General features: G+C 70.9%; 17 protein-coding genes. 11 read left to right on the forward strand and 6 right to left on the reverse strand.

The window, feature by feature from the left end; all coding sequences use genetic code 11:
* Nucleotides 1–112 precede the first annotated feature (112 nt).
* The 3 genes from JHN45_RS07680 to JHN45_RS07690 are packed head-to-tail and all read left to right on the forward strand — an operon-like array spanning nucleotide 113 to nucleotide 5,739.
* Nucleotides 113–1,513 carry a hypothetical protein gene (locus tag JHN45_RS07680; RefSeq protein WP_201048502.1) on the forward strand — a complete coding sequence of 467 codons (1,401 nt, stop codon included), beginning with the start codon at nucleotides 113–115 and terminating at the stop codon, nucleotides 1,511–1,513.
* Nucleotides 1,513–2,781 (forward strand): hypothetical protein, encoded by a 1,269-nt coding sequence (locus tag JHN45_RS07685; protein ID WP_201048503.1) that lies wholly within the window; start codon nucleotides 1,513–1,515, stop codon nucleotides 2,779–2,781. The genes JHN45_RS07680 and JHN45_RS07685 overlap by 1 nt, the downstream gene beginning before the upstream one ends.
* Before the next feature lie 3 nt (nucleotides 2,782–2,784).
* Nucleotides 2,785–5,739, forward strand: coding sequence for a CHAT domain-containing protein (locus JHN45_RS07690; protein WP_201048504.1), 2,955 nt, complete (start codon nucleotides 2,785–2,787; stop codon nucleotides 5,737–5,739).
* A 30-nt stretch (nucleotides 5,740–5,769) separates the two neighbouring features.
* On the opposite strand, the gene JHN45_RS07695 is transcribed toward JHN45_RS07690, so the two are convergent.
* On the reverse strand, nucleotides 5,770–6,999 hold the full coding sequence (locus tag JHN45_RS07695; protein WP_201048505.1) for a PP2C family protein-serine/threonine phosphatase: 1,230 nt from the start codon (nucleotides 6,997–6,999) through the stop codon (nucleotides 5,770–5,772).
* A 123-nt stretch (nucleotides 7,000–7,122) separates the two neighbouring features.
* Here JHN45_RS07695 and JHN45_RS07700 point away from each other — a divergent pair, with 123 nt between their 5' ends.
* Both JHN45_RS07700 and JHN45_RS07705 read left to right on the forward strand, forming a co-directional pair.
* Nucleotides 7,123–7,677, forward strand: a complete 555-nt coding sequence (locus tag JHN45_RS07700; protein ID WP_201048506.1) for an AAA family ATPase — start codon at nucleotides 7,123–7,125, stop codon at nucleotides 7,675–7,677.
* On the forward strand, nucleotides 7,674–8,537 hold the full coding sequence (locus JHN45_RS07705) for a fructosamine kinase family protein (protein WP_201048507.1): 864 nt from the start codon (nucleotides 7,674–7,676) through the stop codon (nucleotides 8,535–8,537). Before JHN45_RS07700 ends, JHN45_RS07705 begins: the two co-directional genes overlap by 4 nt.
* Before the next feature lie 51 nt (nucleotides 8,538–8,588).
* Here the strand turns inward: JHN45_RS07705 and JHN45_RS07710 are convergent, their stop codons facing one another.
* A complete protein-coding gene (locus JHN45_RS07710) occupies nucleotides 8,589–10,016 on the reverse strand; it encodes an alkaline phosphatase family protein (RefSeq protein WP_200715908.1) in 1,428 nt (475 codons plus the stop codon).
* Between the two features lie 253 nt (nucleotides 10,017–10,269).
* The gene (locus tag JHN45_RS07715) at nucleotides 10,270–11,502 is read right to left on the reverse strand and encodes a PP2C family protein-serine/threonine phosphatase (RefSeq protein ID WP_200715907.1); all 1,233 of its coding nucleotides are present in this window, start codon (nucleotides 11,500–11,502) and stop codon (nucleotides 10,270–10,272) included.
* A gap of 189 nt (nucleotides 11,503–11,691) precedes the next feature.
* Between JHN45_RS07715 and JHN45_RS07720 the strand changes: the two genes are divergently transcribed.
* The 5 genes from JHN45_RS07720 to JHN45_RS07740 all read left to right on the forward strand — a co-directional run bounded on the left by JHN45_RS07720 (nucleotide 11,692) and on the right by JHN45_RS07740 (nucleotide 17,841).
* Entirely contained in the window at nucleotides 11,692–12,045 is a 354-nt protein-coding gene (locus JHN45_RS07720; RefSeq protein WP_200715906.1) for a hypothetical protein, read from the forward strand.
* A gap of 207 nt (nucleotides 12,046–12,252) precedes the next feature.
* Nucleotides 12,253–13,578 (forward strand): extracellular solute-binding protein, encoded by a 1,326-nt coding sequence (locus tag JHN45_RS07725; protein ID WP_200715905.1) that lies wholly within the window; start codon nucleotides 12,253–12,255, stop codon nucleotides 13,576–13,578.
* Between the two features lie 47 nt (nucleotides 13,579–13,625).
* Nucleotides 13,626–14,477 (forward strand): carbohydrate ABC transporter permease, encoded by an 852-nt coding sequence (locus JHN45_RS07730; RefSeq protein WP_200715912.1) that lies wholly within the window; start codon nucleotides 13,626–13,628, stop codon nucleotides 14,475–14,477.
* The gene (locus JHN45_RS54330; protein WP_200715904.1) at nucleotides 14,474–15,397 is read left to right on the forward strand and encodes a carbohydrate ABC transporter permease; all 924 of its coding nucleotides are present in this window, start codon (nucleotides 14,474–14,476) and stop codon (nucleotides 15,395–15,397) included. Before JHN45_RS07730 ends, JHN45_RS54330 begins: the two co-directional genes overlap by 4 nt.
* An 89-nt stretch (nucleotides 15,398–15,486) precedes the next feature.
* Entirely contained in the window at nucleotides 15,487–17,841 is a 2,355-nt protein-coding gene (locus JHN45_RS07740; protein WP_201048508.1) for a glycoside hydrolase family 3 N-terminal domain-containing protein, read from the forward strand.
* A 74-nt stretch (nucleotides 17,842–17,915) separates the two neighbouring features.
* Here JHN45_RS07740 and JHN45_RS07745 read toward each other — a convergent pair whose 3' ends face one another.
* The 3 genes from JHN45_RS07745 to JHN45_RS07755 form a co-directional block, all read right to left on the reverse strand.
* A complete protein-coding gene (locus tag JHN45_RS07745) occupies nucleotides 17,916–20,051 on the reverse strand; it encodes an RICIN domain-containing protein (RefSeq protein ID WP_374192827.1) in 2,136 nt (711 codons plus the stop codon).
* 161 nt (nucleotides 20,052–20,212) lie between these two features.
* Entirely contained in the window at nucleotides 20,213–21,253 is a 1,041-nt protein-coding gene (locus tag JHN45_RS07750; protein WP_200716594.1) for a LacI family DNA-binding transcriptional regulator, read from the reverse strand.
* 126 nt (nucleotides 21,254–21,379) lie between these two features.
* The gene (locus JHN45_RS07755; RefSeq protein WP_200716593.1) at nucleotides 21,380–22,858 is read right to left on the reverse strand and encodes a serine/threonine-protein kinase; all 1,479 of its coding nucleotides are present in this window, start codon (nucleotides 22,856–22,858) and stop codon (nucleotides 21,380–21,382) included.
* A gap of 296 nt (nucleotides 22,859–23,154) precedes the next feature.
* Here JHN45_RS07755 and JHN45_RS07760 point away from each other — a divergent pair, with 296 nt between their 5' ends.
* Complete coding sequence (locus JHN45_RS07760) at nucleotides 23,155–25,392, forward strand: MMPL family transporter (protein WP_201048509.1); 2,238 nt, start codon at nucleotides 23,155–23,157, stop codon at nucleotides 25,390–25,392.
* Nucleotides 25,393–25,489: the final 97 nt, after the last annotated feature.

Here is a 25,489-nt window from a genome sequence, read left to right on the forward strand (position 1 = left end):
CTGATCGGGTGATGTCCCGTGGTTCCCGCTGTCCCTGTGGACGCTAGGTGCTCCCGTTCGCCTACCGATCCCAGGTTCGACCGCCCGATCCGGGACGACGTACCCTCCTGACATGCCGCTTCCGAGCCAGTCGACCGCTACGCGCCGTCCGCGCGCCATGGTCATCGATGGCTCCTGGCGTGCTCTCGGGCCGGGTCTCGAACCGCTCAGCGGTCCCGGTGGCGCCCCGCTGACCCGGACCGTCAAGCTGATCCTGCTGCCGTTGGTCGTCCGGCCCGCGCTGCATCCCGAACTCGCCGCCGACTTCCTCGCGCCGGGGCCGGCCGCCCAACTCGACGCGCTGATACGGGAGTCCGGTGCGCGGCTGGTCGCGACGGCACAGTGGTTCACTCTGCTCAAGCGAACCCGGCGGGCGCTGGGCGTGGTGGCGGGCAATCCGCAGGACCTGTATTTCCAGCGGTGCTTCGAACTCGCCGCCGAGCACGGAGCGCCCGCCGCCGGTGCGGACGGCGGTGCGGGTGCGTTGGCCAGGGCCGTCGTCGAGGACGTGGCCGAAGCGGACGGCGGCCGTACGGTGGACGCGCTCAAGCGCCATCTGGCCGACGACGCCCAACACGCCCGTATCGAGAGGGAGTTGACCCTCGTGTGGGAGAGTCGCCGGACTGCTGCCACCTCCGGTACGGCCGGGGTGGTCGCGCGGGCCACCGAGGTGCTCGAAGCCTGCGGCGAGCCGGACGGGCCGCGGAACCCGCCGGAGTACGGGGGCATGGTCGAGGCGGGAGACGGTGAGTCGCTCGGCCGCGCCATGTGGGCGGGCACGGGCGAGGTCTGGGGCCGTGCCGAGCTGCCGGTCCATCTGGGGCTGACGGAACGGCAGTTGCCGCCGCGTCCGCGGGTCGGCCGGAGTGCCTCGACGGCCACGCTCCCCGCGCCGCTGGACCGTACGCTCTTCGAGCGGCTCTTCGTCGTGCTCCAGTCCTCGGCCCGGCGCGAGGAACTGCCGACGGTCCCGGAACTCGTCCGGCGCGAGGTCGGCCGTAGCTGCGCTCCGCTCGGTCTGTACGACGAGAGTCTGCGCGTCGCCGTCGTACTCGGCGGCCGGCTCGCGGTCGGCCTCGACCCGCTGGGCACCGGGGAGTCCGCGCCCGGACGAACCTCGGCGCACCGGGCGGTCAACAGCCGTTGGCGTCGGGAGGCCTCGGTCCTGCGGGCCCGCCGGATGACCGTCTCTCCCCGCCCCGATCCGGACGGCGGCGTGCTGGACGCCCTCGCCCAGGATCTTCGTACGCCCTGGGCCGCCTATATGCGGCGGTTGTGGGTGCGACTGCACGGACGGGACGTCCGCGACGCGCCGCTGGCGGACTCCGCGGCGGCCTGGGCGGTGCTCGACGGGGTCGCCCGCTCGGTGATGATGGACCACCGGGCCAGGGTCCGGTCGGCGCTGCGCGCGCTGTCGACGCCCACGGCACCACCGTCGTCCGTAGCCGAAGCGGCCGAGTCGAGGAGTGCGTGATGGCGCCGCCGCCCGTGGAGGTCCGCGTCACGCGGGACGACGACGGCATCGTCCGCGTCGCCGCTGGCAGCGCCGGTCCCGACTTCACCCGGGCGGTGCTCGACGTCGCCGGAGCGGTGCTGACCTGGCCCGTCCTCGGGGACCCGGGGCCGCCGACCGCCGAGATCCACGACGTGGGGCGGGCGCAGCAGTGGCTGTGGGCGGTCTACGGCGAGGGCGTCGCCGCCGCCGTGCACGCCTGCGCGACGGGCCCGTTGACAGGAACAGGGGTTCCGGTGGACCCGACCGCGCTCGCGGCCGACGCCGCACGGCTCGGTCTCGGGCACTGGGCGGCCCGCTGGTGGCCTGCCTCGCACCTCGACGGCATACCGGCGCTCCAACCCGACCTGCTGGGACTGGAGTTGGCGGCGCTGACCCATCAGTGCCAGCAGTTGTTCGACGCGAGTACTGACAGCTTCGGTGACTTTGCTGACGTCGGTGATCAGCCCGACGACTGTGCGGCCGAGCTGATCGAGGAGCACCGGGCAGCCCTCGATCCGCTGATCCAGTGGTGGCGCGCCGCATCGGCGGACACGGCACAGCAGTTGGAGCGCGTGCTGCGGCTGATCGACGACGCGGCGGACGGCGCCGGTCTGGACGGCCCTGAACTGCGTCGGCTGCGCTCGGTCCTGGACCGGTCCAGTCCGGCCTCCACCATTTCGTCGGACCCCGGCACGCTGTTCGCCCGGAACGACGGCTACGCGCTCGCGGCGGGTGAACAGCTGGTCGCCGGTGGCCGGTTGATCGCCCGGGGCTCGGGGACCAACGACTGGCGCCGCTATCCGCCCGGGCTCGTCGACGCCTCCGAGACCGCGGTGTCCTGGACCGCCCGCGCGCTCGGCGCGCGACGGCAGTTCGAGGTCGACGTCGTCGCGCACAGCGCGGCACCCGTCACCGGTGCACCTCTCGCGGCGGAGGTCCGGGTGAACGACGGCCCGCACACACGGGTCGCCCTCGCCAGACGGGACGACATGTGGACCGGCCGCGCGGATCTGGACCTTCCGCCCGGCGAGACCCGGCCGCGCGTCGAACTCGACGTACTGCTGCCCGGCTTCGACCCCGGACCGGGTCCCGACACCGGAGCCGAACGCGACGCGATCCGCGCACTGGTCCGGCGGCGCCTCGCGACGGCGGCACTGCCCGTCCCGAACGACGCGCCACCGCACGGCAGTTCCCCCGCGCCGTTCCTCGCCGAGATCGCCGCCGCCACCACCGATGAGGACTACTGACGGATGCCGGACCAGGAAGACGACACGACAGACGGCGTCGACGCGGTGACACCTCTCTACGGCGAACCGTTCGACAGCGGTCTGGCCCGGGCCGAGGAGCATCACCTCAACGCCGAAGTCGCTGCCGCGGTCGCCGTGTACGAGGAGTTGCTCACGTTGGCCGAGTCCCTTGAGGACTCCCCCGACGTACGGTTCCTGCGCGCGCACCTGTTGGCGAACGTCGCGAGTGTCCAGCTCGCCGCCACGGACTTGGGGGCGGCGCAGGATGCCCTGGACCGGTCCCACGCCCTGCTCGACGGCATCGCGTCGGCGCCGATGGGGCCGCGCGGCCGTCAGCTGTGGCTGGAGCTGGTACTGCGGACGCTGATCGCCAGGTCCGATCTGCTGCGCAGGACCGGGCACCTGGACGAGGCGCTGGCCTGTCTTGACGAGGCGGCGCTCAGACTGCCCGAGTTCGACGACCCCGACGGGCTGCGCACCTCCGAACTCGGCCTGAACCGGGTGCACTTGCTGATGGACCGGGGCGCGTGGGGAGCCGCCGAGGAACAGGCGTCGGCGCTGCTGTCGACCACCCCGGAGACGGCGGTGGAGACCATCCCGCGCCTGCTGGTCGCCCTCGGTCTGATCTGCTCGTCGACCGGACGCTTCGACGCGGCCGAGGACCATTTCGCGCGCGCCGAGGAGCGCTTCCGGTTGTCGGGGAACACCGGTGAGCAGCAGACACTGCTGGCGCACCGGGCGTACACCGCGCTGCACCGGGGCGAACTCGACCTGGCGGAGCGGCTGTTCGCGGAGGCGTCCGCGTTCTTCGAGCGGCAGGGGTGGTTCGGCGACCTCGCGGTCTGCGAGCAGGCGCGTGCCTTCCTCGCCGGTCGGCGCGGAGACGACACCGGCGCGGAGGGCCTGTTGGCGGCGAGCCTGGAACGGTTCGAACGGCTCGGGGCCTCGATCGCCGCCGCCGACACCATGCTGCTGGGCGCCCAACACGCCTACGCCCGGGGCGACATCGACGAGATGAAGCGGCTGGCCCAGGGAGCCCGGGACGTGTACCAGGAGCGGGCGGTGTACGAGCGGTGCGCGCAGGTCGACCTCATGCTCGCGCGCACCCTCGAGGACAACCTGAACCGGGCCGACCACGGCGACCGGGAGCGGGAGTCCATCGACAACGCGCTCTCCTTCGCGCTGCCCGCCGCGCTGGCCCTGGAGGCGGCACGCTACGACTTCGCCACCGCCCACGCGCGCAGTGAGTGGCTGCGGCTCGCCGAGGACGCCGTACAGCTGGTGTTCCGTCTGGTGATGCGCCGGCAGGACCAGGGGCTGCTCTTCGAACTGGCCGAACACCGTTGCGCGGGCGCGACGTTGGCCCTGAGTCCGAGCACGGCCACCGCCCCGGTCGAGGACCGCGCTTCCGTCTTCCCGAACGCGGCCATGAAGACGTACTGGCACGACGCGAGCGACGATGACGGGCACGCGAACGGCACCATGACCCTCGGTGGGGTAGCCGCCGAGGCCGCCGCCTCCGCCGGGCTGCGGGTCTCGCCGCCGCCGAAGGTGCGGATGTCGGCGCAGTCGGGCCCGGGACGTCTCGCGCTCCAGGAGTACATCGCGGCGGCCGAGTTCCGGTACGGCCGGCGGATCGTGGACGCGGAGGAGGTGCCGTTCTGGATCACCGACGACATGACGAGCCGCCCGGTGGTCCAGATCCGGCTGGCCGACGCCGGTGATCTGTACATGACCTGGACCTGGGCGGGCGGGGCCCGGGGCTTCGGCACCGGTCACGGCCCCGGCGACGAGATCGACCGGGCGGTCCGCGCACTCACCGATGCCCTGCCGGGGACCGGCGACGGGGCGGAGGGCATGCGGCGGGCGTTCACGGGCGCGCTGGCCGATCACGACAGCGAGCGCAGGCTCGCGCGAACGTTGGCCGAGGCGCTGTGGCCGGAGGGCCTGACCGCGCAGATACGTCAGGTGTCGGAGCGTGCGGGCCGTCCGCTGGTCCGGATCCAGCCGTCGCCCCGGGTCGCCCAGGTGCCCTGGGAGCTGCTCGCCGTGGACGACGACGAAGACGTGCGGCTCATCGACCTGGCGGACGTGGTGACCACCGCACCGGCGTCGGTGCGGCCCCGAATTCCGTCGGCCGCAGCGACACAGAACGCGGAAGCGGACACGGACGCGGACACGGGCCCTGTCGTCCTCGTCCTGGACCCCCGTGTCCCCGGCTTCCGCGCCGACTCCGCGCTCGGTTCGGTGCTGGGGCCGCCCGGCTCCGACCCGGAGCTGCTGTCGCTGGTCCGGCGGCATCTCGACGCGGGCGACGTCGTACCGTCCGTGGCGACCCCGGCGGAGGCGTTCCGCCGTACCGACCTGGACCGGGACTGGCTGAGCGGTGCGCTGCGCAAGGGCGCCCGCAGGCTGCTGTACGTCGGGCACGTCAGCGGTGCGCCGGTCGAGGGCGGGCAGAGCGAGGACGGCACGCTGCACCTGTCCTGCGCCGCGGAGATCGTCGGCCTGGCCGAACCGCTGCGCACGCATCGGCCGCTGTCGGCCAAGGATCTGCTGCTGGGGACGCTCCCGCTGCGCGCGGACGGCGAGCCGGGCGCGCGGATCTGGCCGGCGCCGGCCCGGGTCGCGCTCATCGGCTGCGAGAGCGGCGGTGATCTGCGGTTCGCCGAGTCGTTCGGGCCCGCGACGGCGATGCTGCACAACGGCGCCGAGTTGGTCACCGCCACCCGCTGGGTCCTGCCGACCAGCTTCGCCTTCCACCGCCTTGCTCAACTGCCCGAGTCCGTACGCCCGTTGTCGGAGGCGGTCGTCGCGGTCGACGAGGCGCACGAGCATGAGGACCCCGTGCACCGGCTCGGCCGCTGGCAGCGCGGGCAGCTCGACCGCTGGCGCGCGGACGGCCGTATCGAGCACTCGCCGCTGCTGTGGGCGGCGCTCACCTGCATCGTCGTTTGAGTCGCAAGACCGCGATCGCTCTGCCGCCGGTCACAGTCGGACGATGATCAGGGCCGTGTCGTCGGTGGCGCCGCCGTGCGGGAGGAGTTCGAGGAGTACGGCGTCGGCGAGGGCTTCGGGGTCGCTGTTGCGGTGGCGGACGAGGGAGTCTGCGAGGCGGACGAGGCCTCGGTCGATGTCCTCGTGGCGGCGTTCGATCAGGCCGTCGGTGTAGAGGGCCAGGGTGGTGCCGGGTGTGAACGTGGTGCCGGCCTGCGGTCGGGGCGTCGGGTCGGGGCGGGCGTCGAGGGGCGGGTCGGTGGCCCGGTCCAAAAACTCCACGCTGCCGTCCGGGCGGACCAGGACGGGCGGTGGGTGTCCGGCGCTGCTGTAGGTGATGGTGTGGTCGTCGAAGTCGACGAAGGTCGTGACCACGGTGGCGGATTCGGCGCCGTCGACGACGTTGGCGTAGCGGCCAAGGACGTCGAGGGCCTGGGCGGGACCGTCCGCGACCCGGGAAGTGGCGGTGAGCGCGCTGCGCAGCTGGCCCATGACACCGGCGGCGGCCAGGCCGTGGCCGACGACGTCCCCCACGGACACGCCGATACGGTTGCCGCCGACCAGGTCGACGACGTCGTACCAGTCCCCGCACACGTTCAGGGAGCCGACCGCGGGCCGGTACCGTACGGCGATCTGGTGGCCCGTACTCTGCCGGCTGGTGGGCAGCATCGCCTCCTGAAGGGCGAGTGCGACCTCGCGTTCGCGGGCATGGGCGCCGCGCAGACGTTCGTTGACCTCCTGCAGTTCGCGGGCGCGGGTGTACAGCTCGGCCTCCAGCACCCGGGTGCGACCGCCGCCGGAGCGGCCGCGGGCCCGGATGAGCTCGGTGACCTCCTCGACGCGGTGGACCAGCAGCACGACCTTGCCGTCCGGATCGAGGAGCGGTGTGTTGACCGGGCTCCAGTAGCGCTCCTCCCACTTCCCCGGGCAGGCCACGGACTCGACGTCGTATCGCTGGAGGGCCATGGTGTCGCGCTCGCCCGTGGCGATGACGCGGCGCAGCGAGGTCTCCAGGTTGCGCATGCCGGTGGCGGCGGGGTCGTTCGGGTTGTCGGGGAAGACGTCGAAGAGGAATCGCCCGACGACCTGCTCGCGGGTGCGGCCGGACATCCGCAGGAACTCCTCGTTGGCGTCCGCGTACACCAGGTCGGGTGTCAACAGCGCCACCATGCCGGGCAGCCCCTGGAACACCGCCGCGTAGTCGATCGTCGCGTCCGTCATGGCCCTGCCACCAATCACCGCTGTCACACCATTTTCTCACGATATAAGCAGAGCGAGCGGGCCCCGGGGGACGCATTGTGCCCACTCGGTCACTCGGCGGTACACGACGGGTAGGGTGCCCCGGTGACCACGCCGCCCTCCTCCCCCACCCGGCTGATCGTGCTGCGCGGAAACAGCGCCTCCGGCAAGAGCACGGTGGCCACCGCCCTGCGCGAGCGGTACGGGCGCGGTATCGCGCTCGTGCGCCAGGACGTCCTGCGCCGGGAGGTGCTGCGCGAGCGCGATGTCCCCGGCGGCGCGAACATCGGCCTGATCGACCTGACCGTCCGGCACGCGCTGGCGCACGGTTTCCACACCGTGCTGGAAGGCATCCTCTACGGCGCCCACTACGGCGAGATGCTGGCCGGGCTGCTCGCCGACCATCCGGGGCGCACGCACTGCTACTACCTCGACGTGCCGTTCGAGGAGACCTTGGCCCGGCACGCCACGAAGCCCACCGCGGACGAGGTCACGGAGCACCAACTCCGGGAGTGGTACCGGCCGTTGGACGTGCTGCCCGGCGGCGTCGAGACGGTGGTCCCGGCGACGAGTCCGCTGGAGGAGACGGTCGACCGGGTCCTGCGCGAGTCCGGCCTGTCGGTCGGGAACTCGTGGACCGGTCCTACGCTGTCCCCGTGATCGAGAGCGAGACCCCGAGCGCGGCGGCGGCCCGGCTCACCGGGCGTGCGGTGACCGGTGAGCGCCCGTTGTCCGGGGCGGTCACCGAAGTCACGCTCGACGGCGGGCAGTTGGTGATCGTCAAGGGCGATGCGGCCCCCGACGCGGTGCGGGCCGAGGCGGCGGGGCTGCGCTGGCTGGGGGGCGCCGGTACGGTCCGTGTGCCCGCCGTACGCGGGCTGGACGAGCGGTGGCTGATCACCGATCGCATGCGCACCGGGCCGCCGAGCGCGCGGGCGGCGGTCATGTTCGGCAGGGACCTGGCCGCCCTGCACGCCTCCGGGGCACCGGCGTTCGGCGCGCCGCCGCCCGACGGACCCACGGAGGCGTACATCGGGCTCGCCCCGATGCGCAACGTTCCCGCCGCCGACTGGCCCAACTGGTATGCCGGACAACGGGTGTTGCCCTATCTGCGGACCGCGGTCGACATGGGCACCCTGGAGCAGGCCGAGGCCGCGGTGGTCGAGCGGGTCTGCGAACGGCTCCCCGAACTCGCCGGTCCCGCCGAGCCGCCCGCCCGGCTGCACGGCGATCTGTGGAACGGCAACGTGCTGTGGGGCGCCGACGGACACGTCCGGCTGATCGACCCGGCCGCGCACGGCGGACACCGGGAGACCGACCTGGCGATGCTGCGTCTCTTCGGCTGCCCGTTTCTGGCGGAGGTGCTGGCCGGCTATCGCGAGGCCGCGCCGCTCGCCCCCGGCTGGACCGACCGCGTCGGGCTGCACCAGCTGTTTCCGCTGCTGGTGCATGTGGTGCTGTTCGGGCGCGGCTATGCCGAGCAGGCGTTGTCGGCGGCGCGGGCGGCCCTGGCCGTATGACCCCGGCCCGGGCCGCCCGTGACAGGGTGATCCGTGGCGGAGTGGTCCGGGTCAGACGTGTGGGCGGCGGCCCCGTTCCTGGTGCGGGAACTTCTGGTCCGCGCCGGGCAGGGTGGGCTTCGGCAGGGTCGCCACTTCCTCCTGCGCCTTCTCCAGCTGCTCCGCCGTGTCGTGGGGCAGCCGGGGCGAGCGCGGGCGGGCGTCGCGGAAGCGGAACGCGGTGGTGAGGTCGCCGAACGTCTCGCGGCGCCAGTCGGTGACGTTCGGTTCCTCGACCCCGGTGAACCGCTCCAGGAACTGAAGCGCCGAGGTGTGGTCGAAGGCCTCGGAGGCGACCCAACCACCCACGGTCCAGGGCGAGATGATGATGGCGGGGACGCGGAAGCCGCCGCCGATCGGCAGCCCCTGGATGAACTCGCCCTTCGTGCCGACCGGCGGCGTCGGCGGGACGACGTGGTCGAACAGGCCGTCGTTCTCGTCGTAGTTGAGGATGAACGCGGTCTTGCGCCACACCTTCGGGTTGGACGCGATGGCCTCGATCTTCGACGCGACGTAGTCGGCGCCCGCGGCCGGAAGGTAGTCCGGGTGCTCCGACTGGTAGCTCGTGGGGCAGATCCACGACACCGTCGGGAGACGGTCGTTGCGCGCGTCGTCCTCGAACGTGCCGTGCGCCTGCGGCCGTACGCCCCGCTCGTACAGGTCGGAGCCGGGCTGGGCGTTCTTGAAGGACGCGAACTGCTCCAGCATGTTGGTGCCGTAGTCGTCCTCCTCCTGGTACACCTTCCAGCTGACTCCGGCGTTCTGGAGGCGTTCCGCGTACGTGGTCCAGCGGTAGGGCGTTGGCGCGACGTTGCTGATGATGGGGCCGCCCTGGGTGCCGCCGGGGTCGATCGAACCGGTCATCCACATCAGCCGGTTGGGCCAGGTCGGCCCGAACACCGAGCAGAAGTAGTTGTCGCAGATGGTGAAGGTCTCGGCGAGCGCGAACTGGAACGGGATGTCCTCGCGCGTGTAATAGCCCATCACATAGGGGCCGTTGACGCCGTCGGCCGCGCGGTGGGCGGGCAGCCACTGGTCCATCTTGCCGTTGTTCCAGGCCTGGTGCTGCACCGACCAGGCGTGGCTGGTGGACGGGATGGCCTGGGCGCTGGAGGTGTGGGTGTCGAGGTGGAACGGGAGGAGGTAGCCCTTCGGGTTCACCGCGTCCGGCTGGTAGAAGACGCTGCGCCCGGTGTCGAGTTTGCGAGCGTGCGGATCGGCGAAACCGCGAACGCCGGAGAGAGTTCCGAAGTAGTGGTCGAACGACCGGTTCTCCTGCATCAGCATGACGACGTGTTCGATGTCCCGCAGCGAGCCGTTCTTCGGCGGCTCGGCGGCGACGGCTTTCTGGACGCTCGGCGGGAGGAGGGAGAGAGCCGCGGCACCGCCCAGTGCGCCGGCGGCCGAACCCAGGAGTCTACGACGTGTCAACTCGGCCATGATTGCCCCTTCTTGAAGAGCTTCGAGGGATCTCGTGGACCAGACCTCGGATCACTCTCCGCCCGCTCAGGTATGGGGCGTCAGGGGCGTGCGGTGAATTTGCGGCCAACGTGCGGAAAGGGGTTGGCCAAGCCGTGACCGGCAACACCCGGGCGTTGCCGGGGTGTTGCCGAACCTTGGGAGACGGCTGGCCGGAGCATGATCCGACCCGTCCGGGGGCGTCGGCCGCCATAGCGGTTTCCCGTTTGCGAAGTTATCCGGGAATCGAACCTCTGGGGCGGAGCCGGGCGGCGATCGCCGCGACGTCGTCCTCGGCCTCCTGGACGTGGAGGCGCAGCACGATGTCGTCGAGGAGGCGGGAGACGCCCTGGCCCGGGTGGAGGCGCAGCCGGGCCAGCCGGGACAAGGAGATGTCGATGTCCTCGCCGCGCCGCTCGACCAGCCCGTCGGTGTACATGACCAGGGTGTCGTCGGACGTGAGGGTGAGCGTGGTCATCTCGTAGTCGGCGGAGCCCGTGCCGAGGGGTGGGCCGACGGGGACGGGGATCAGTTCGCCGGCGCCGTCGCGGTGGAAGACGGCGGGCGGCAGATGGCCGGCGCTCGCGAAGGCGGCGGTGCCGCGGTCCGGGTCGAGGAGGGCGAGCAGACAGGTCGCGGGGCGGCGGTTGTGCTCCTCGGACATGGCGGTGTCCATCTGGCGCAGGATGCGGTGGGGCGGCAGGTCGGTGGAGGCGACGTAGCGCAGCATCGAGCGGTAGGCGTTCATGTCGACGGCCGCGTCCAGGCCGTGCCCCATCACGTCGCCGATGACGAGGAGCGTGCGGCCGTAGTGGAGTCGTACGGCCTCGAACCAGTCGCCGCCGACGAGGGTGCCGCTGCCCGCGGGGAGGTAGCGGGTGGCCATCTCGATGTTGGGGTGGGGGCGGCTGGGTTCGGTGAGCAGCACTTGTTGCAGGTTGAGGGCGGTGGTGCGCAGTCGGTGGTGTTCGACGGCGTGGTGCAGATGGGCGGCGGTGAGGCGGGCCGCGTAGTGCACGGCGGCGGCCTCGTCGTCGCCGAAGGTCCGTCCGGCGCGGATCGCGAGGAGCGCGCCGTAGGCCTTGCCCCAGGCGGTGAGCGGCACGGACAGGGCGGCCAGGACGCCGTGGTCGTTGGTGGTGAAGGAGGTGGTGATCGGGTGGCCGGCGTCCAGGGCGCGGACCATGACGTCCTCGCGTGGCGCGCTGCGCAGGCTGTCGAGGAGTTCCTTGCGGCCGACGGCGGCCATCGGGTGCAGCATGCCGTGCGGTGCCGGGCGTGCCTCGTCCTGCGCGAACAGGTCGACGGCCGCGGCCTCGCACAGCTCCTCGACGAGGAACCTCGCGCACTCCGCCGCGGTCCTGCGCTCGTCGAGCGTCGACCCGATCGCGGAAACCGCCCGCCGCGCGAGCACGAACCGATCCGCCGAGCCCTGCTCCGACCCGGTTACCTCGTCGTCGCCGTCCACCGCGGCCCCTTTCTGCCACCTCCATCCCAACACCCGCGCGGGCGTTCGGGCGGTAGCGACCCGTTGTGGGGTGCGATCGGGTCGGGGGCGGGGGTCGGTCGCCGGAGGCGAAACCCCTTGGCCGTGCCGTTCCCGCCGCGGATATCGTCCACTGCGTCCCCTCGATCACCGACGCAGAGAGCGACTCCGATGACGAACCAGCGACCGACGACCACCCTCTGGCGCCCCACCGGCCCCAAGGAGCTGGACCTGGTCCGGGCGCTCGACATGCGCGCCTGGCCGCCCCGGCTGCCCGAGCAGCCGATCTTCTACCCGGTCCTCAACGAGGACTACGCGATCCGGATCGCGCGGGACTGGAACGTCAAGCACGACGGTGCCGGGTTCGTGACGCGGTTCGAGGTGGAGACGGAGTTCCTGGCCCGCTATCCGGTCCAACAGGCGGGCGGGCGAACGATTCTGGAGCTTTGGGTGCCGGCCGAGGAGCTCGACGAGTTCAACGCCCACATCGTCGGCGAGATCCGCGTGGTGCACGAGTTCCGCTGAGCGTCCGGGGCAATGGCGCCCCAGCTCTACGAAAGTCTTTCGTAACCGAGGAATTTCCCGTGCTTGTCCTGGGTGTGAATTCCGTGTCAGTGTCCCGGCCAGCAGGCAGGCGAGCCGCGGTGGGGCATCCGAAAGCCTTTCGGGCCGGTATCCGTTTCCGCCTCTGTCCTGCGCACTTACGGCACGCCGAAAGAAGAGAGGCACACCATGCGGGGAATCCCGGTCACCGGACATCTCGGAAGCCCGAGAATTCGACGCGCCGTCGCGGTCGCGGTCACCCTGGCCGCGACCGCGAGTCTGGCCGCCTGCGGATCCTCGGGGCCGTCCACGAGCTCGTCGTCGAAGGGCCTGACGATGTGGGCGCTCAACGACCAGTTGATCCTCAAGCAGTCGGTCGACGCCTACAACAAGGACCACCCCGACGCGAAGATCACCCTGCGGCTGTTCGCGAACGACGACTACAAGCAGAAGCTGCGCGTGGCCTTCGGCGCGAACCAGGCCCCGGACCTCTTCTTCAGCTGGGGCGGCGGCGCCCTGAACGACTACGTCAAGGCCGACAAGGTCGACGTCCTGAACGCCACGGACGTGGGCTCGGACCGCTACACCGACAGCGTGATGCAGAGCGCGACCTTCGACGGCAAGGTCTACGGCGTCCCCGTCAACGGCCTCGCCCCGGTCGTCCTCTACTACAACAAGAAGGTGCTCTCCGACGCGGGCGTCCAGCCGCCGAAGACGTACGACGACCTCCTTGCGGCCGTGAAGAAGCTCAAGGGCAAGGGCGTCACCCCGCTGTCCCTCGCGGCGAACTCCAAGTGGCCGACGCTGATGTACCTGGAGTACCTGCTCGACCGGACCGGCGGCTCGCGCGTGTTCTCGAAGATCGCCTCCGGTGACGCCGCCGCCTGGAAGGACCCGTCGGTCACCAAGGCCAACCAGAAGCTCCAGGACCTGGCGAAGGCCGGCGCCTTCGGCGACAACGCGTCCTCCGTCAGCTACGACCAGGGCGCCTCGACCGCGCTGCTGTACACGGGCAAGGCGGCGATGGAGGTGATGGGCACCTGGGAGTACGCCAACATCGCCAAGGCCGCGCCCGACTTCCTGAAGAAGGGCGAGCTGGGCTACACCGCGTTCCCGGCCCTGACCGGCGGCGCCGGCAGCCCGGACAACATCGTCGGCAACCCGTCGAACTTCCTGTCGCTGAACAAGTCGTCCAAGCACAAGTCGGACGCGCTGACCTACCTGAAGGACTACATCCTGAACGGCTCCCAGGTCGACGCCTATCTCGCCTCGGGCAGCGTCCCGCCGGTCAAGGGCCTGGACACCAAGCTGGCCGCGGTGTCGTCGGCCTCCGACAAGGCGTGGCTGACCTTCGTCTACGACCTGGTGGACAAGGCGCCGAGCTTCCAGCTCTCGTGGGACCAGGCGCTGCCGTCCGACCAGGCCGACCCACTGCTGACCAACACCGACAAGTCGTTCCTGCGGCAGATCTCGCCGGCCGACTTCGGGGTGAACATGAGCAAGGCGGGGTCGTGACGATCACCACCACCCCCGTACGCCGGAGAGGAGGGAGCGGCCTCCTCATGGCCGCTCCGGCCCTGCTCCTCTTCGGCCTCTTCGGTCTCGTCCCCCTGATCGGCGTGGCGGCGCTCAGCGTCGCCCGCTGGGACGGTCTCGGTTCCATCAGCTGGGCGGGCCTCACCAACTGGACGTCCGTCCTCACCGACAGCGCGACCTGGCAGTCGCTGTGGCTCACCGTCAAGGTGATGGTGGTCAGCTGGCTGGTGCAGACGCCGATCGCCCTGGCGCTCGGTCTGTTCCAGGCGCCCAAGGGGCGGCTGCGCGCGCTGTTCGCGGTGCTGTTCTTCCTGCCGCTGCTGCTCTCCGCGGTGGCGATCGGTCTGACCTGGCAGGCGCTGCTCGACCCGTCCTTCGGCATCGGTTCCACGCCCGGCCTGCACTGGCTGGCCAAGCCGCTGCTCGGCTCGCCCGAACTCGCCCTGTACACGGTGATCTTCGTGATCGCCTGGCAGTTCGTACCGTTCCACGCCCTGCTGTACCAGGCGGGCATACGGCAGATCCCGACCGCCCTGTACGAGGCCGCCGCGCTCGACGGCGCCGGACCCGTGACGCGCTTCCTGCACATCACGCTGCCGCAGCTGAAGTACACGCTGGTCACGTCGAGCACGCTGATGCTGGTGGGCTCGCTCACCTACTTCGACCTGATCTTCGTCCTGTCGGGCGGCACCGGCGGGCCCGGCACCGCGACCCGCGTCCTTCCCCTCTCCATGTACATCACCGGTTTCCAGGCCCACGACATGGGCCGGGCCAGCGCGGTGGCCACCCTTCTCGTGGTCTTCGGCCTGGGCCTGTCGCTGCTGACCACCCGCCTGTCCGGCTTCACCCGGATGGACAGCCAGCAGGAGGGCATGTGAGCACCACCGTGACCAAGACCCGCACCACCGCCACCGAACGGCGGACCGTTCCAAGCCACCGGGCCGTGACACCCGGGCCCGTCCGGAAGAACCCCGTTCCCGGGTTCCTCCGCCGCACTCTCACCGGCGGCGCCGCCCTCTTCTGGACGGCGATCGTCGTCGTCCCCATCTACTGGCTGGTCGTCACCAGCCTCCGCAGCCAGTCCGACTTCACCTCCGACAGCCCCCTCGCGCTGCCCAGCCATCCGACGCTGGACAGCTACCGGACCGTCCTGGACGGCGACTTCACCACCTATCTCCTCAACAGCGTGGTCGTCACCGCGGGCACGGTCGTCATCGCCGTGGCCGTCGCGCTGATGGCCGCGTTCTCGATCGTCCGCAACGCGGGCAGCCGCTTCTCCCGGGTGTCGTTCCGGCTGTTCCTGCTGGGCCTGGCGATCCCGCTGCAAGCCGTGATCATCCCGGTCTACCTGCTGATCATCCGCATGCACCTCTACGACAGCCTGCTCGCGATCGTCCTGCCCTCGGCCGCGTTCGCGCTGCCGATCACCGTGATGATCCTGGTCAGCTTCCTGCGGGACGTGCCGCGTTCGCTGTTCGAGGCGATGATCGTCGACGGCGCCGGCGACTGGCGCATGCTCTGGTCGCTCGCGGCACCACTGGCCCGCCCGGCACTGATGACGGTCGCCGTCTACGACGGCCTCCAGGTCTGGAACGGCTTCCTCTTCCCCCTCATCCTCACCCAGAGCGGCGACAAGGCCGTACTGCCCCTGGCACTGACCCTGTTCCGCGGCCAGTTCGGCATCAACGTCCCGGCCACGATGGCCGCGGTGGTGCTCTCCACCCTGCCGATGCTGGCCCTGTTCATCCTGGCCCGCCGTCAGCTCGTCGCCGGTCTCACCGCCGGTTTCTCCAAGTAGCCCCCACTACCGGGCAGTTCACCCCGTACGACGGCCGGGCCAGGCGCCCGGCCCCGTCGGCGTGCCCGCGCAACACCGAGGAGTCGTGAATGACGACCACCATGCCCGACCACGGCGGCCTCCCCCAAGAGGAGAGCGACCGCCCCTGGACGGATCCCGCCCTGCCCACCGCCGAACGCGTCGAGGCGCTGCTCGCCCGGCTCACCCTGTCGGAGAAGGTCGCGCAGTTGAGCAGCACCTGGGAGGACATCGAGGCCGACGGCCCCGAAGTGGCCCCGGGCAGCAACCACTTCGGCCGCGTCGGCGACCTCGACGAGACCGCCCGGCACGGCCTGGGCCAGCTCACCCGGCCCTACGGCACCCTGCCCCGGCCCGCGTTGGAACACGCCCGGCTGCTGGCCGAGCACCAACGGCAGGTGGTGGCGCAGAGCAGGTTCGACATCCCGGCCATGGCCCACGACGAGTGCCTCACCGGTTTCACCGCGTACGGCGCCACCATCTACCCCACCTCGCTCGGCATGGCGGCCACCTTCGACCCGGCGCTGATCCGCCGGGTGGGCGAGGCGATCGGCTCCGACATGGCCGCGGCGGGCGTGCACCAGGGCCTGTCCCCCGTCGTCGACGTCATCCGTGACTACCGCTGGGGCCGCTGCGAGGAGACCTACGGCGAAGACCCCTACCTGGTGGGCGAGTTGGCCGAGGCGTATGTCACCGGCCTGCAGAGCGCCGGGGTGTACGCGACCCTCAAGCACTTCGCCGGATACTCCGCGTCGATGGGCGGCCGCAACCACGCTCCCGTGGGGATCGGCCGCCGTGAGCTCTTCGACGTCATCCTCCCGCCCTTCGAGCGGCTCGTCGCCGCGGGTGTGCGGTCGGTGATGAACTCCTACGCAGAGATCGACGGCGAGGCGCCGGCCGCGAGCCGCTGGCTGCTGACCGAAGTCCTGCGCGACGCCTGGGGTTTCGAGGGAACCATCGTCTCCGACTACTGGTCCCTGCCCTTCCTGGTCAACGACCACCGGGTGGCGGCCGATCTCCCGGAGGCCGGCGCGCTCGCCCTTACCGCCGGGCTGGACGTCGAACTCCCCGACCAGCGCGGTTTCGGTGACGCCCTCGTGCACGCCGTCGAACAGGGCCTGGTCGGCGAGGAGTTGGTCGATCGGGCGGTACGTCGGGTTCTGTTGCAGAAAGTCGAACTCGGACTGCTCGACGCCGACTGGGACCCGCGCCCGCCCGCCCTGATCGCGGGTGAACTGGACCTCGACAAGCCGACGAGTCGTCAACTCGCCCACGCGGTGGCCCAGTCGAGTGCCGTGCTGCTGTCGAACGACGGCACTCTGCCCCTCCCCTCGACCGGCCGGATCGCACTCATCGGCCCGTGCGCCGACGACGTACGCACCATGTTCGGCTGCTACAGCTTCCCCAACCATGTCCTCGCCGAACGCGACGACCTTGGCAACGGTGTCGAGGCCGTCTCGCTGCGGCACGCTCTGGCGGCCGAACTCTCCTCCGTGGACTGGCAGTTCGAGCCGGGCTGCCCCATCCGCGAGGCGGACCGCTCCGGTATCGCCGCCGCGGTGGAGGCTGCTGCCGGGGCCGACCTGACCGTGCTGGTCGTCGGTGACAAGGCCGGCATGTTCGGGATCGGCACCTCGGGCGAGGGCTGTGACGTGGAGGATCTGCGGCTGCCGGGCGTCCAGGAGGAGCTGGTCGAGGCCGTGTTGGCCACCGGCCGGCCCGTCGTCCTGGTCGTCAGCAGTGGCCGCCCCTACGCGGTGGGCCGGTTCGCCGCCGGCGCCGCGGCCATGGTGCAGGTCTTCCTGCCGGGCGAGGAGGGCGGCCGTGCGGTGGCCCAACTCCTGGCGGGCAAGGCGAACTTCAGCGGCAAACTGCCCGTGCAGATACCGACCACACCCGGCGGTCAGCCCTACACCTACCTCCACGCGCCGCTCGGCGACCGGCAGAGCTGGCTCTCCAACCTCGACCCGACACCGGCGTTCCCCTTCGGACACGGTCTGTCCTACACGGGCTTCGAGATCCACGGGCTCGGCGTGGACCGTGAACTGGTGCCGGTGGACGGCGAGTTCACCGTCAGCGCGCGGGTGCGGAACACGGGGGCGGTCGCGGGGGCCGAGACGGTCCAGCTGTACGCGATCGACCCGGTCGCCCAGGTGACCCGGCCGGTGCGGTCCCTGCTCGGCTTCGCCAAGGTGGCGCTCGAGCCGGGCGAGGAGGCGACGGTCCGTTTCCATGTCCACACCGACCGGCTGGCCTTCACCGGTCTGGCGGGGCGGCGCATCGTCGAGCCCGGCGAGATCCTGCTCCAGATCGGCTCCTCCAGCCTGGACACTCCGGTGCGGGAGACGGTGCAACTCGTGGGCGCGGAACGGGATGCGACGGTGCTGCGGCAGCACGCGGTGCCGGTGAGTGTCGAGCGGGAGTAGTCGAACCAGCCGTACGAGAAGTGGCCCCGCCGGTCGATCCGACCGGCGGGGCCATCTTCTTGTTCGAGCGATGACTAGCTACGCGTCCACTGCTGGTTCCCGGCGCCGAGACCGGTCCACAGCTCGACCTTCGAGCCGTTGGCCGTCCCCGCACTGGTCACGTCGATGACCAGGCCGTTGGAACGGTTGACTATGGTGCCGTCCACGCGGAACGCCCACTTCTGGCTGGACTTCCCGTTGCAGGCCCAGAGGATGAGCGTGGTGCCCGCGGTGGTGCCGTCGCCGTTCGCGGCCAGGCAGTTGCCGTTGACGCGGAGTTCACCGGCCGCGGTCTGCGTGATGGTCTGGTTGGCGTTGCCGGAGCAGTCGTAGATCTGGACCTGGACGCCCGTAGCGCCGTTCGGGACGTCGAGGCAGCGGCCGGAGCTGGTGCCCTTCAGGGTGAAGGTCGAGGCGGTGGGCAGCGGGTCCTGGACCAACTGCCAGTCCTGGGAGCCGTCGCTGGTGGCCGCCGCGACGGTGACGGAGCCGCCGGCGGTCGAACCGGTCATGTAGAGGCTGGTGTTGAGGACCGAGCGGAGTTTGTAGTAGCCGCTGGTCGAGGACGCGACCTGGGTCCACTGTTTGTCGGTGGCTCCGTCGTCGACCCACTGGGCCAGCTTCTGCCCCGCCGTCGCGGTACCGGTCCAGATGGCGACCGAGCGGCCACCCGCCTTGTTGAGCAGCGTGATGTTGCTGCCCTTGGCGGTGAGGTGCCAACGCTGGGTGTTGTCAGTGGAGTTGGCGGCGCTCAGGATCAGGTCGGGGATGTTCCCGGTGAGGTTGGCGTCCTGGGTCTTGCCGGACGCGGGGCTGAGGACCTGCCCGGTGAGCCGGTTGACGAGGCTGTAGTAGGCGCCGTCGGAGCGGCCGAGGTCGACCTCGGCGTACTTGACGGGGCCGACACTGGTGCCGCTCCAGGACGCCTGGAGGATGAGCACGCGTCCGGTGCCGTCGACGTACTGGAGCGTGCGGCTGTAGCCGGCCGCGATAGACGTCTTGTACTCCTTCCACGTGCCCGTGCTCGACCCGGACTCGTTCACCCAGACGTCGCCGCTGCCCGCAGCGTTGTAGACGATCCGGCCGTCCGGCATGGGGAGGAGGACCGGGCTGCCGCCGGTGGCGAGGGTGGCTCCGCCGGAGGGCACGGGCAGTGAGGTGATCGGGTTGTCCGTGGCGGAGAAGAACTTCGTCGGGTCGTCGGATATCCGGTAGCGGACGTTCGTACCGCCGCCCCAATATTCGTACGTCAGCAGCCATTTGCCGTCGGTCGTCGGGGCGATCGTCGTCATGCCGGGCCGGCCGCCGCCGATCTCCGTCTTGCCGCCGGTCATGGTCACCGTGGAGCCGGGGACATCAACTACCGGGGAACTCCAGGCGGTTGAGCTGGAGCCGTCCCACGTGCGGTGCAGGAGAACCTGGCCGCCGGAGTCCGTCGCCGTGTCGTTGGCCGGGTCGAGGGTCGGCGCACCGGTGGTGGTGCTGTAGCCGGTGTAGTCGTCCTCGTCGGAGTAGTAGGCGATGAGCTGGCCGTTGTGGGCGAGGAGATGGGGTTCCCAGACGGGGTCGACCTGGGCGGAGGTGTTGGCGGTGGAGACCCGGCCGATGCTGCCCGCGCTGCCGCCCTGCCAGCCGCCGGCGGCGATGATGTTCTGGATGGTCCAGGTCGCGCCGTCGTCCGTGCTGGAGTACAGGGCGAGCGCCACGTCCTTGCGGTCGCCGTCACTGGTGGGCGTCCAGCTGGAGTTGGCGGCCTTCTGCTCCTGGTAGTAGTAGTCGTCGCCGGAGACGATGCTCGCGAGCAGCAGGGTGCCCGCGCTCAGGCTGCCGACGTTCTGCGGAAGAACGTAGAGATACGGGTTGGTCCAATTGCTCGTGTATTTCGCGTATTTGGAGTCGCTGGAGAGATAGGCGGGCGCTTGGACGTCGGACAGTTTCGCCCACGTCGTGCCACTGTCGTCGCTCTTGTAGACGGGCAGTGTCTGGCCCACCGGGGCGGTCTGGTCATTCTCGAAGGTGGCCACGATCCGGCCGTCCGGCAACTGGGCCGACTTCGGGTAGAGCACACACGGGCTCTTGTTGCACGCGGCGGTGTTGGTCGCCGTATACAGATTGGCGGGACTCGGCTGATAGGCCGACGCGCTTGTCGCGGAGGCGATGGCGAATGCCACGCCTGTGCCGAAGGCTGTCGCCCACGCGAAAGCCTTTCGCACCCAGGATCTTGTCAACGGCTTTCCTTTCACCGGGAGGGGGTCCGGGCAGGAAGCCAGTATTCGCAGCGGACATGGCAATGTCACCGCCGCGTTTCGAAAGTGTTTCGCGGAATAAGGAGTTACGTGGTATTGACGCGTCTCCGCACGGACGTGGAAGTCCGCAGTACGAGTTCCGTCGCCAGCTCTATGCGCGGGGACACGGGCGGCCGTCCCTGGGCGAGTTCGAGGAGCACCCGGGTCGCCTCACGGCCCAACTCCTCGAAGGGCTGGCGTACGGCGCTCAGGGGCGGGCAGGCCATCGCCGCGACGAGTGTGTCGTCGAAGGACATCACCGCGAGGTCGTCCGGTACGGCGAGCCCGTGCTGCCGGGCCGCCTCCAGCACGCCGAGCGCCTGTGCGTCGCTGGCCGCGAAGACGGCGGTGGGCGGATCGTCGGCGTCCAGGATCTGGGCGCCGGTGGCGAGCGCCTCGGCGTAGTCGAAGTCGGTGGAGCGGACGATCGTCGGATCGTAGGCGATCCCGGCCTCCTCCAGCGCGGCCCGGTAGCCGTGCACGCGGGCGGCCCCGGCCAGGGAGTGGGAGCGGCCCGCGACCATGCCGATGCGGGTGTGGCCGAGGTCCAGCAGGTGCTGTACGGCGTCGCGGGCGCCGCTCCAGTTCGTCACGCCGATGCTGGGGATGTCCTCGGAGGGTGCGCTGAGCGGGTCGATCAGGACCACCGGGAGGCGCTGTTCGACGATGCGGCGCTGGTCCTCCTCGGACAGCATCGAGATCACGATGACGATGCCGGCGGCACCGAGCGCGACACACTGCTCCAGCCAGCCGGAGATCGAGCGGCGGCTCGTCGTGCCGGTGACCACGTCGATGCCGAGTTCTCCGGCCGCGTCCACGATGCCGCGGACCACCTCCAGCGTGTACGGCCCGGACAGGTCACGGAACACCGCGATGATCTGCCGGGGTGTCGCGGGGTCCCGCTCCCAGGGCCGGACGAAGCCGTGCCGCGCGAGGAGTTCCTCGACCCGTTCGCGGGTCCGCGCGCCGACGTCCCGGCGCCGGTGCACCACCTTGGACACCGTGCTGAGCGAGACGCCCGCCTCGGTGGCGATGCTCGTGAGGAGGCCGTACTGCGCCTCCAGTTGTCCCTTGCCGCGACCTGTCACCCAATGCCCGTTCCGCTCGCCGAACACCGATGCGCCGGACCGCATCGCGTAGCTGGCCTGTAACTTTGCCGCAAGGTAACGGGGCGCGGGCCGTGGAGGCAATAGCGGTGCACGGCTCTCACGCGGTCACGACGCGCTGGTCACGAAGCCGTCCCTGACCTTGTCGAAGACGGGACGGTAGGTGTCCCACTTCGCGTCCGGGGCCGAGAGGTAGATGTCGTACTCGCGATCGCCCTCCCTCCCGAAGCCGAGGTCGATGGCGCGGAACACCCGGACCCGGCCCTGGAAGGTGAACTCCCAGATCGCGGCGGGCTGTTGGCGGAAGGTGGTCTGCTGCATGCGGAGTCGGCGATAGGTGGGGTAGTTGACCTTGGTGTTGGCCTCGATGTCCGCGAAGTGCGTGCTCGGGTTGGGGCCCGCCGGGTCCACGACACCGATGGTGAGCCCGGCCAGGCCCGTCCCGTCGGTGTAGGTGACGCTCTCCGCCGACCGCTTGCCGGCCTTCCAGTCGTCCGGCACCGGGAAGGAGACACCGAGCTGCCGGTCCCGGACGAGGTGGTAGCCGTCCGGGACGGGGGACGCGGAGGTCGTGGTCACGGGGCTGCTCGTCGCGTGCCCGGGGGTCGAGGTCGACGTCCCGTGCAGCACGAAGGCCGTGGCCGCCGCGGCGAGGGCAAGCACCCCGGCGACGATCCCCTTGCGGCCCCGGCGGCGCCCGCGACCCGTGTCTCCCGTAGGCTCCCCGGTCGTCAACTCGGGGGCGGGCGGCGGCAGTTCGGTCGTCGCCTCTCCCCACCACGCGGTCTGCAGGGCGCGCTCGGTCTGTTGTGCCGTCGGCCGCTCGTCGGGCTCCTTGATCAGGAGCGCCTCGATCAGCGGCTCCAGGGGTCCGGCCTGCTTCATGGGTTCGAGGGGGTCCACGGCGATGGCGTACGCCGTCTCCATCGCGGTGGCCCGGCGGAACGGCGGGCGGCCCTCGACGGCCTGGTAGAGGGTGGCGCCCAGGGCCCACAGGTCGGAGGCGGTGCCGGGGGTGAGGCCGCGGATCCGCTCCGGGGCCATGTAGTGGATGGAGCCGACCATCTCGCCGGTCTTCGTCAGGGTCGACGCCCCGTCCGTCGTGGCGATGCCGAAGTCGGTGAGGACGGTGCGGTCGCCGGTGCCGAGCAGGACGTTGCCGGGTTTGACGTCCCGGTGCAGTACGCCGGCGGCGTGGGCCGCGCGCAGGGCGGCGACCGTGTCCAGGCCGATCCGCGCGGCCTCCTCGTGCGGGAGGGTCTGGCCGTCCTTGAGGAGGTCGGCGAGCGTCGGGCCGGGGACGTACTCCATGACGATGCAGGGGCGGCCGTCGTCGTCGACGACGTCATGGACGACGATCACGTTCGGGTGCTGGATCCGGGCGGCGCTGCGGGCCTCGCGGCGGGTGCGCTCGTAGAGGGTGGCGAGTTCGTCGGCGGAGAGTTCCGGCCGTGCGTGGAGGCGCTTGATCGCGACCTGACGGCCGAGGACCTCGTCGTCGGCGCGCCAGACGGTGCCCATGCCGCCGCGGCCGATCTGCTCGGCCAGCCGGTAGCGCCCGGCGATGCGACGCCCTTCGTCCGACACGGTGTCCTCCGCCGGTTCTGTCCCTGTTCGATTCGCCTGGTCACCATAACCGGCTCTTGTCCCGGATCGTGTGGGGCGGATCACGGCGCCCGCCCGGGCCGGAGGGCCGCCCACCTCGACTGGAGGGTGGAGAGGGCCTAGTACCCCGGTACTAGTCACCCCGGCCGTTTTCACTTCCCCGGTGCTGCGGAGGGGAGGAAAGGCGCTCCTAGCGTGAAGTCGTGGGTCGCGAAGGCCCTCCTTTTCTCGCGAATTCCTTTCGAACCTCTTTCTCTCGAACCTGGTGGGAGTACTCCGTGGCCACCTTCCTCTACCGACTGGGCCGGTTCTCGTTCCGGCGCCGACGGCTCGTCCTGATGCTGTGGATCGCCGTTCTGGCGGCCGTCGGTATCGGTGCGGCGAGCGTGTCGTCGAACTCGTCCGACAGCTTCACCCTGCCCGGCACGCAGTCGCAGAAGGCGATCGACCTGCTGGGCAAGGAGTTCCCGCAGGCGTCGGCCGCCGGCGCCACCGCCCGCGTGGTGTTCGAGGCGCCCGACGGACAGCAGCTGAAGTCCGGCGCCAACAAGACCGAGGTCGAGTCGCTGATCGCCGACCTCAAGAAGGCGCCCCAGGTCGCGAACGTCAGCGACCCGTACCAGAGCGGTCTGATCAGCAAGTCCGGCACCATCACCTACGCCCAGGTCACCTACAAGGTCGGGCAGGCCGACGTCACCGACGCGGCCCGCGCCGCCCTGCACTCCGTGGCCGACCGGGGCGAGAAGGCAGGCCTCGCGGTCAGCCTGGGCGGCAACGCCGTACAGGAGAAGGCGGGCGGTGGCGCGGCCGAGCTGATCGGTCTGCTGATCGCGGCCGTGGCGCTGGTCATCACGTTCGGGTCGATGCTCGCGGCCGGGCTGCCGCTGCTGACGGCGATCTTCGGGGTCGGGGCGGCGGTGGCCGCCATCACGGTCGCGAGCGCGTTCTTCGACCTCAGCTCGGCCGCCACCACACTGGCGCTGATGCTGGGTCTCGCGGTGGCCATCGACTACGCCCTGTTCATCGTCTCCCGCTACCGCGGCGAGATCCGGGACGGCCACGAACCGGAGGAGGCGGCGGGCCGCGCTTTGGGCACCGCCGGTTCCGCGGTGGTGTTCGCCGGTCTCACCGTCGTCATCGCCCTGGTCGGTCTGAGCATCATCGGCATCGGCATGCTGACCTCCATGGGGCTGGGCGCCGCCTTCTCGGTCGTCGTCGCCGTACTGATCGCGCTGACCCTGCTGCCCGCGATGCTGGGCTTCGCCGGGATGCGGATCATGGGCGGGCGGTTCACCAGCCGCCGGATGCGCGCCCTCCAGGAGCGCGGCGAGGGCGAGGCGGCGGGCGTGCGCTGGGCGCGGTTCGTGACCCGCAACCCGGTGAAGATGCTGCTCGTCTCGGTCGTCGGACTGGGTGTCCTGGCCATACCCGCCCTGTCGATGCGGCTGTCCCTGCCCGACGACAGCATGTCCGCGCCCGGCACCAGCGAGCGCATCGCCTACGACACCATCACCAAGGGCTTCGGGGACGGCTACAACGGCCCGCTCACGGTGGTCGTCGACGGTCGCGGCAGCAGCGACGCCAAGACGGCCGCGCAGGACACGGTCACCGAACTGGGCAAGCTGTCCGACGTCGCCGCCGTACGCCCCGCGGTGTTCAACCAGAACGGCGACGTGGCCCTGATCTCCGTCGTCCCGAAGAGCTCCCCCAGCAGCCAGGACACCGTCGACCTGGTCTCCCAGATCCGCGACCGGGGCCCTGCGCTGAAGTCCGACACCGGTTCCGAGCTGATGGTGACCGGCACGACCGCGCTGAACATCGACGTGTCCAGCAAGCTCAGCAGCGCCCTGATCCCCTACCTCGGTGTGGTCGTCGGCCTGGCCCTGATCCTGCTGCTCCTGGTGTTCCGCTCGATCCTGGTCCCGCTCAAGGCCGCCCTCGGCTTCCTGCTCAGCGTGGTCGCCACGCTCGGTGTGGTGGTCGCGGTGTTCCAGTGGGGCTGGCTGGCGGACCTGTTCGGCGTCGACGGGACCTCGCCGATCGTGAGCGTGCTGCCGATCTTCATGATCGGCGTGGTGTTCGGACTCGCCATGGACTACGAGGTGTTCCTGGTGACCCGGATGCGTGAGGCGTACGTCCACGGGGCCGAGCCCACCGAGGCCGTGATCGCGGGCTTCCGGCACAGCGCCCGGGTGGTCACGGCCGCCGCGGTCATCATGATCTCCGTGTTCGCCGGGTTCCTGCTGGACGACGTCGCCCTGATCAAGTCGATCGGCCTGGGCCTCGCCTCCGCCGTCCTCTTCGACGCGTTCGTCGTCCGCATGACGCTCGTACCGGCGGTCATGACCCTGCTCGGCCGCCGCGCCTGGGCACTGCCCGGCCGGCTGGACCGGATCCTGCCCAACGTGGACGTCGAGGGCGAACGGCTGCACCACCTGCTGGCCGAGACCCCGGACGACGCCTCCGGCAGCCCGGACCGGGCACCCGTGTCGCCCGTCACCACCGGGAAGCGCTGAGGCGGCGGCCGTACGATCCACACCAGGACGCCGGTCCGGGCCCGCCCCGGCCGCACCGTCCCCGCCCGCCGGTCCCCTCCCCCCGGGACCGGCGGGC

This window comes from Streptomyces sp. MBT53, assembly GCF_016654115.1.
Classification (GTDB): Bacteria; Actinomycetota; Actinomycetes; order Streptomycetales; family Streptomycetaceae; genus Streptomyces.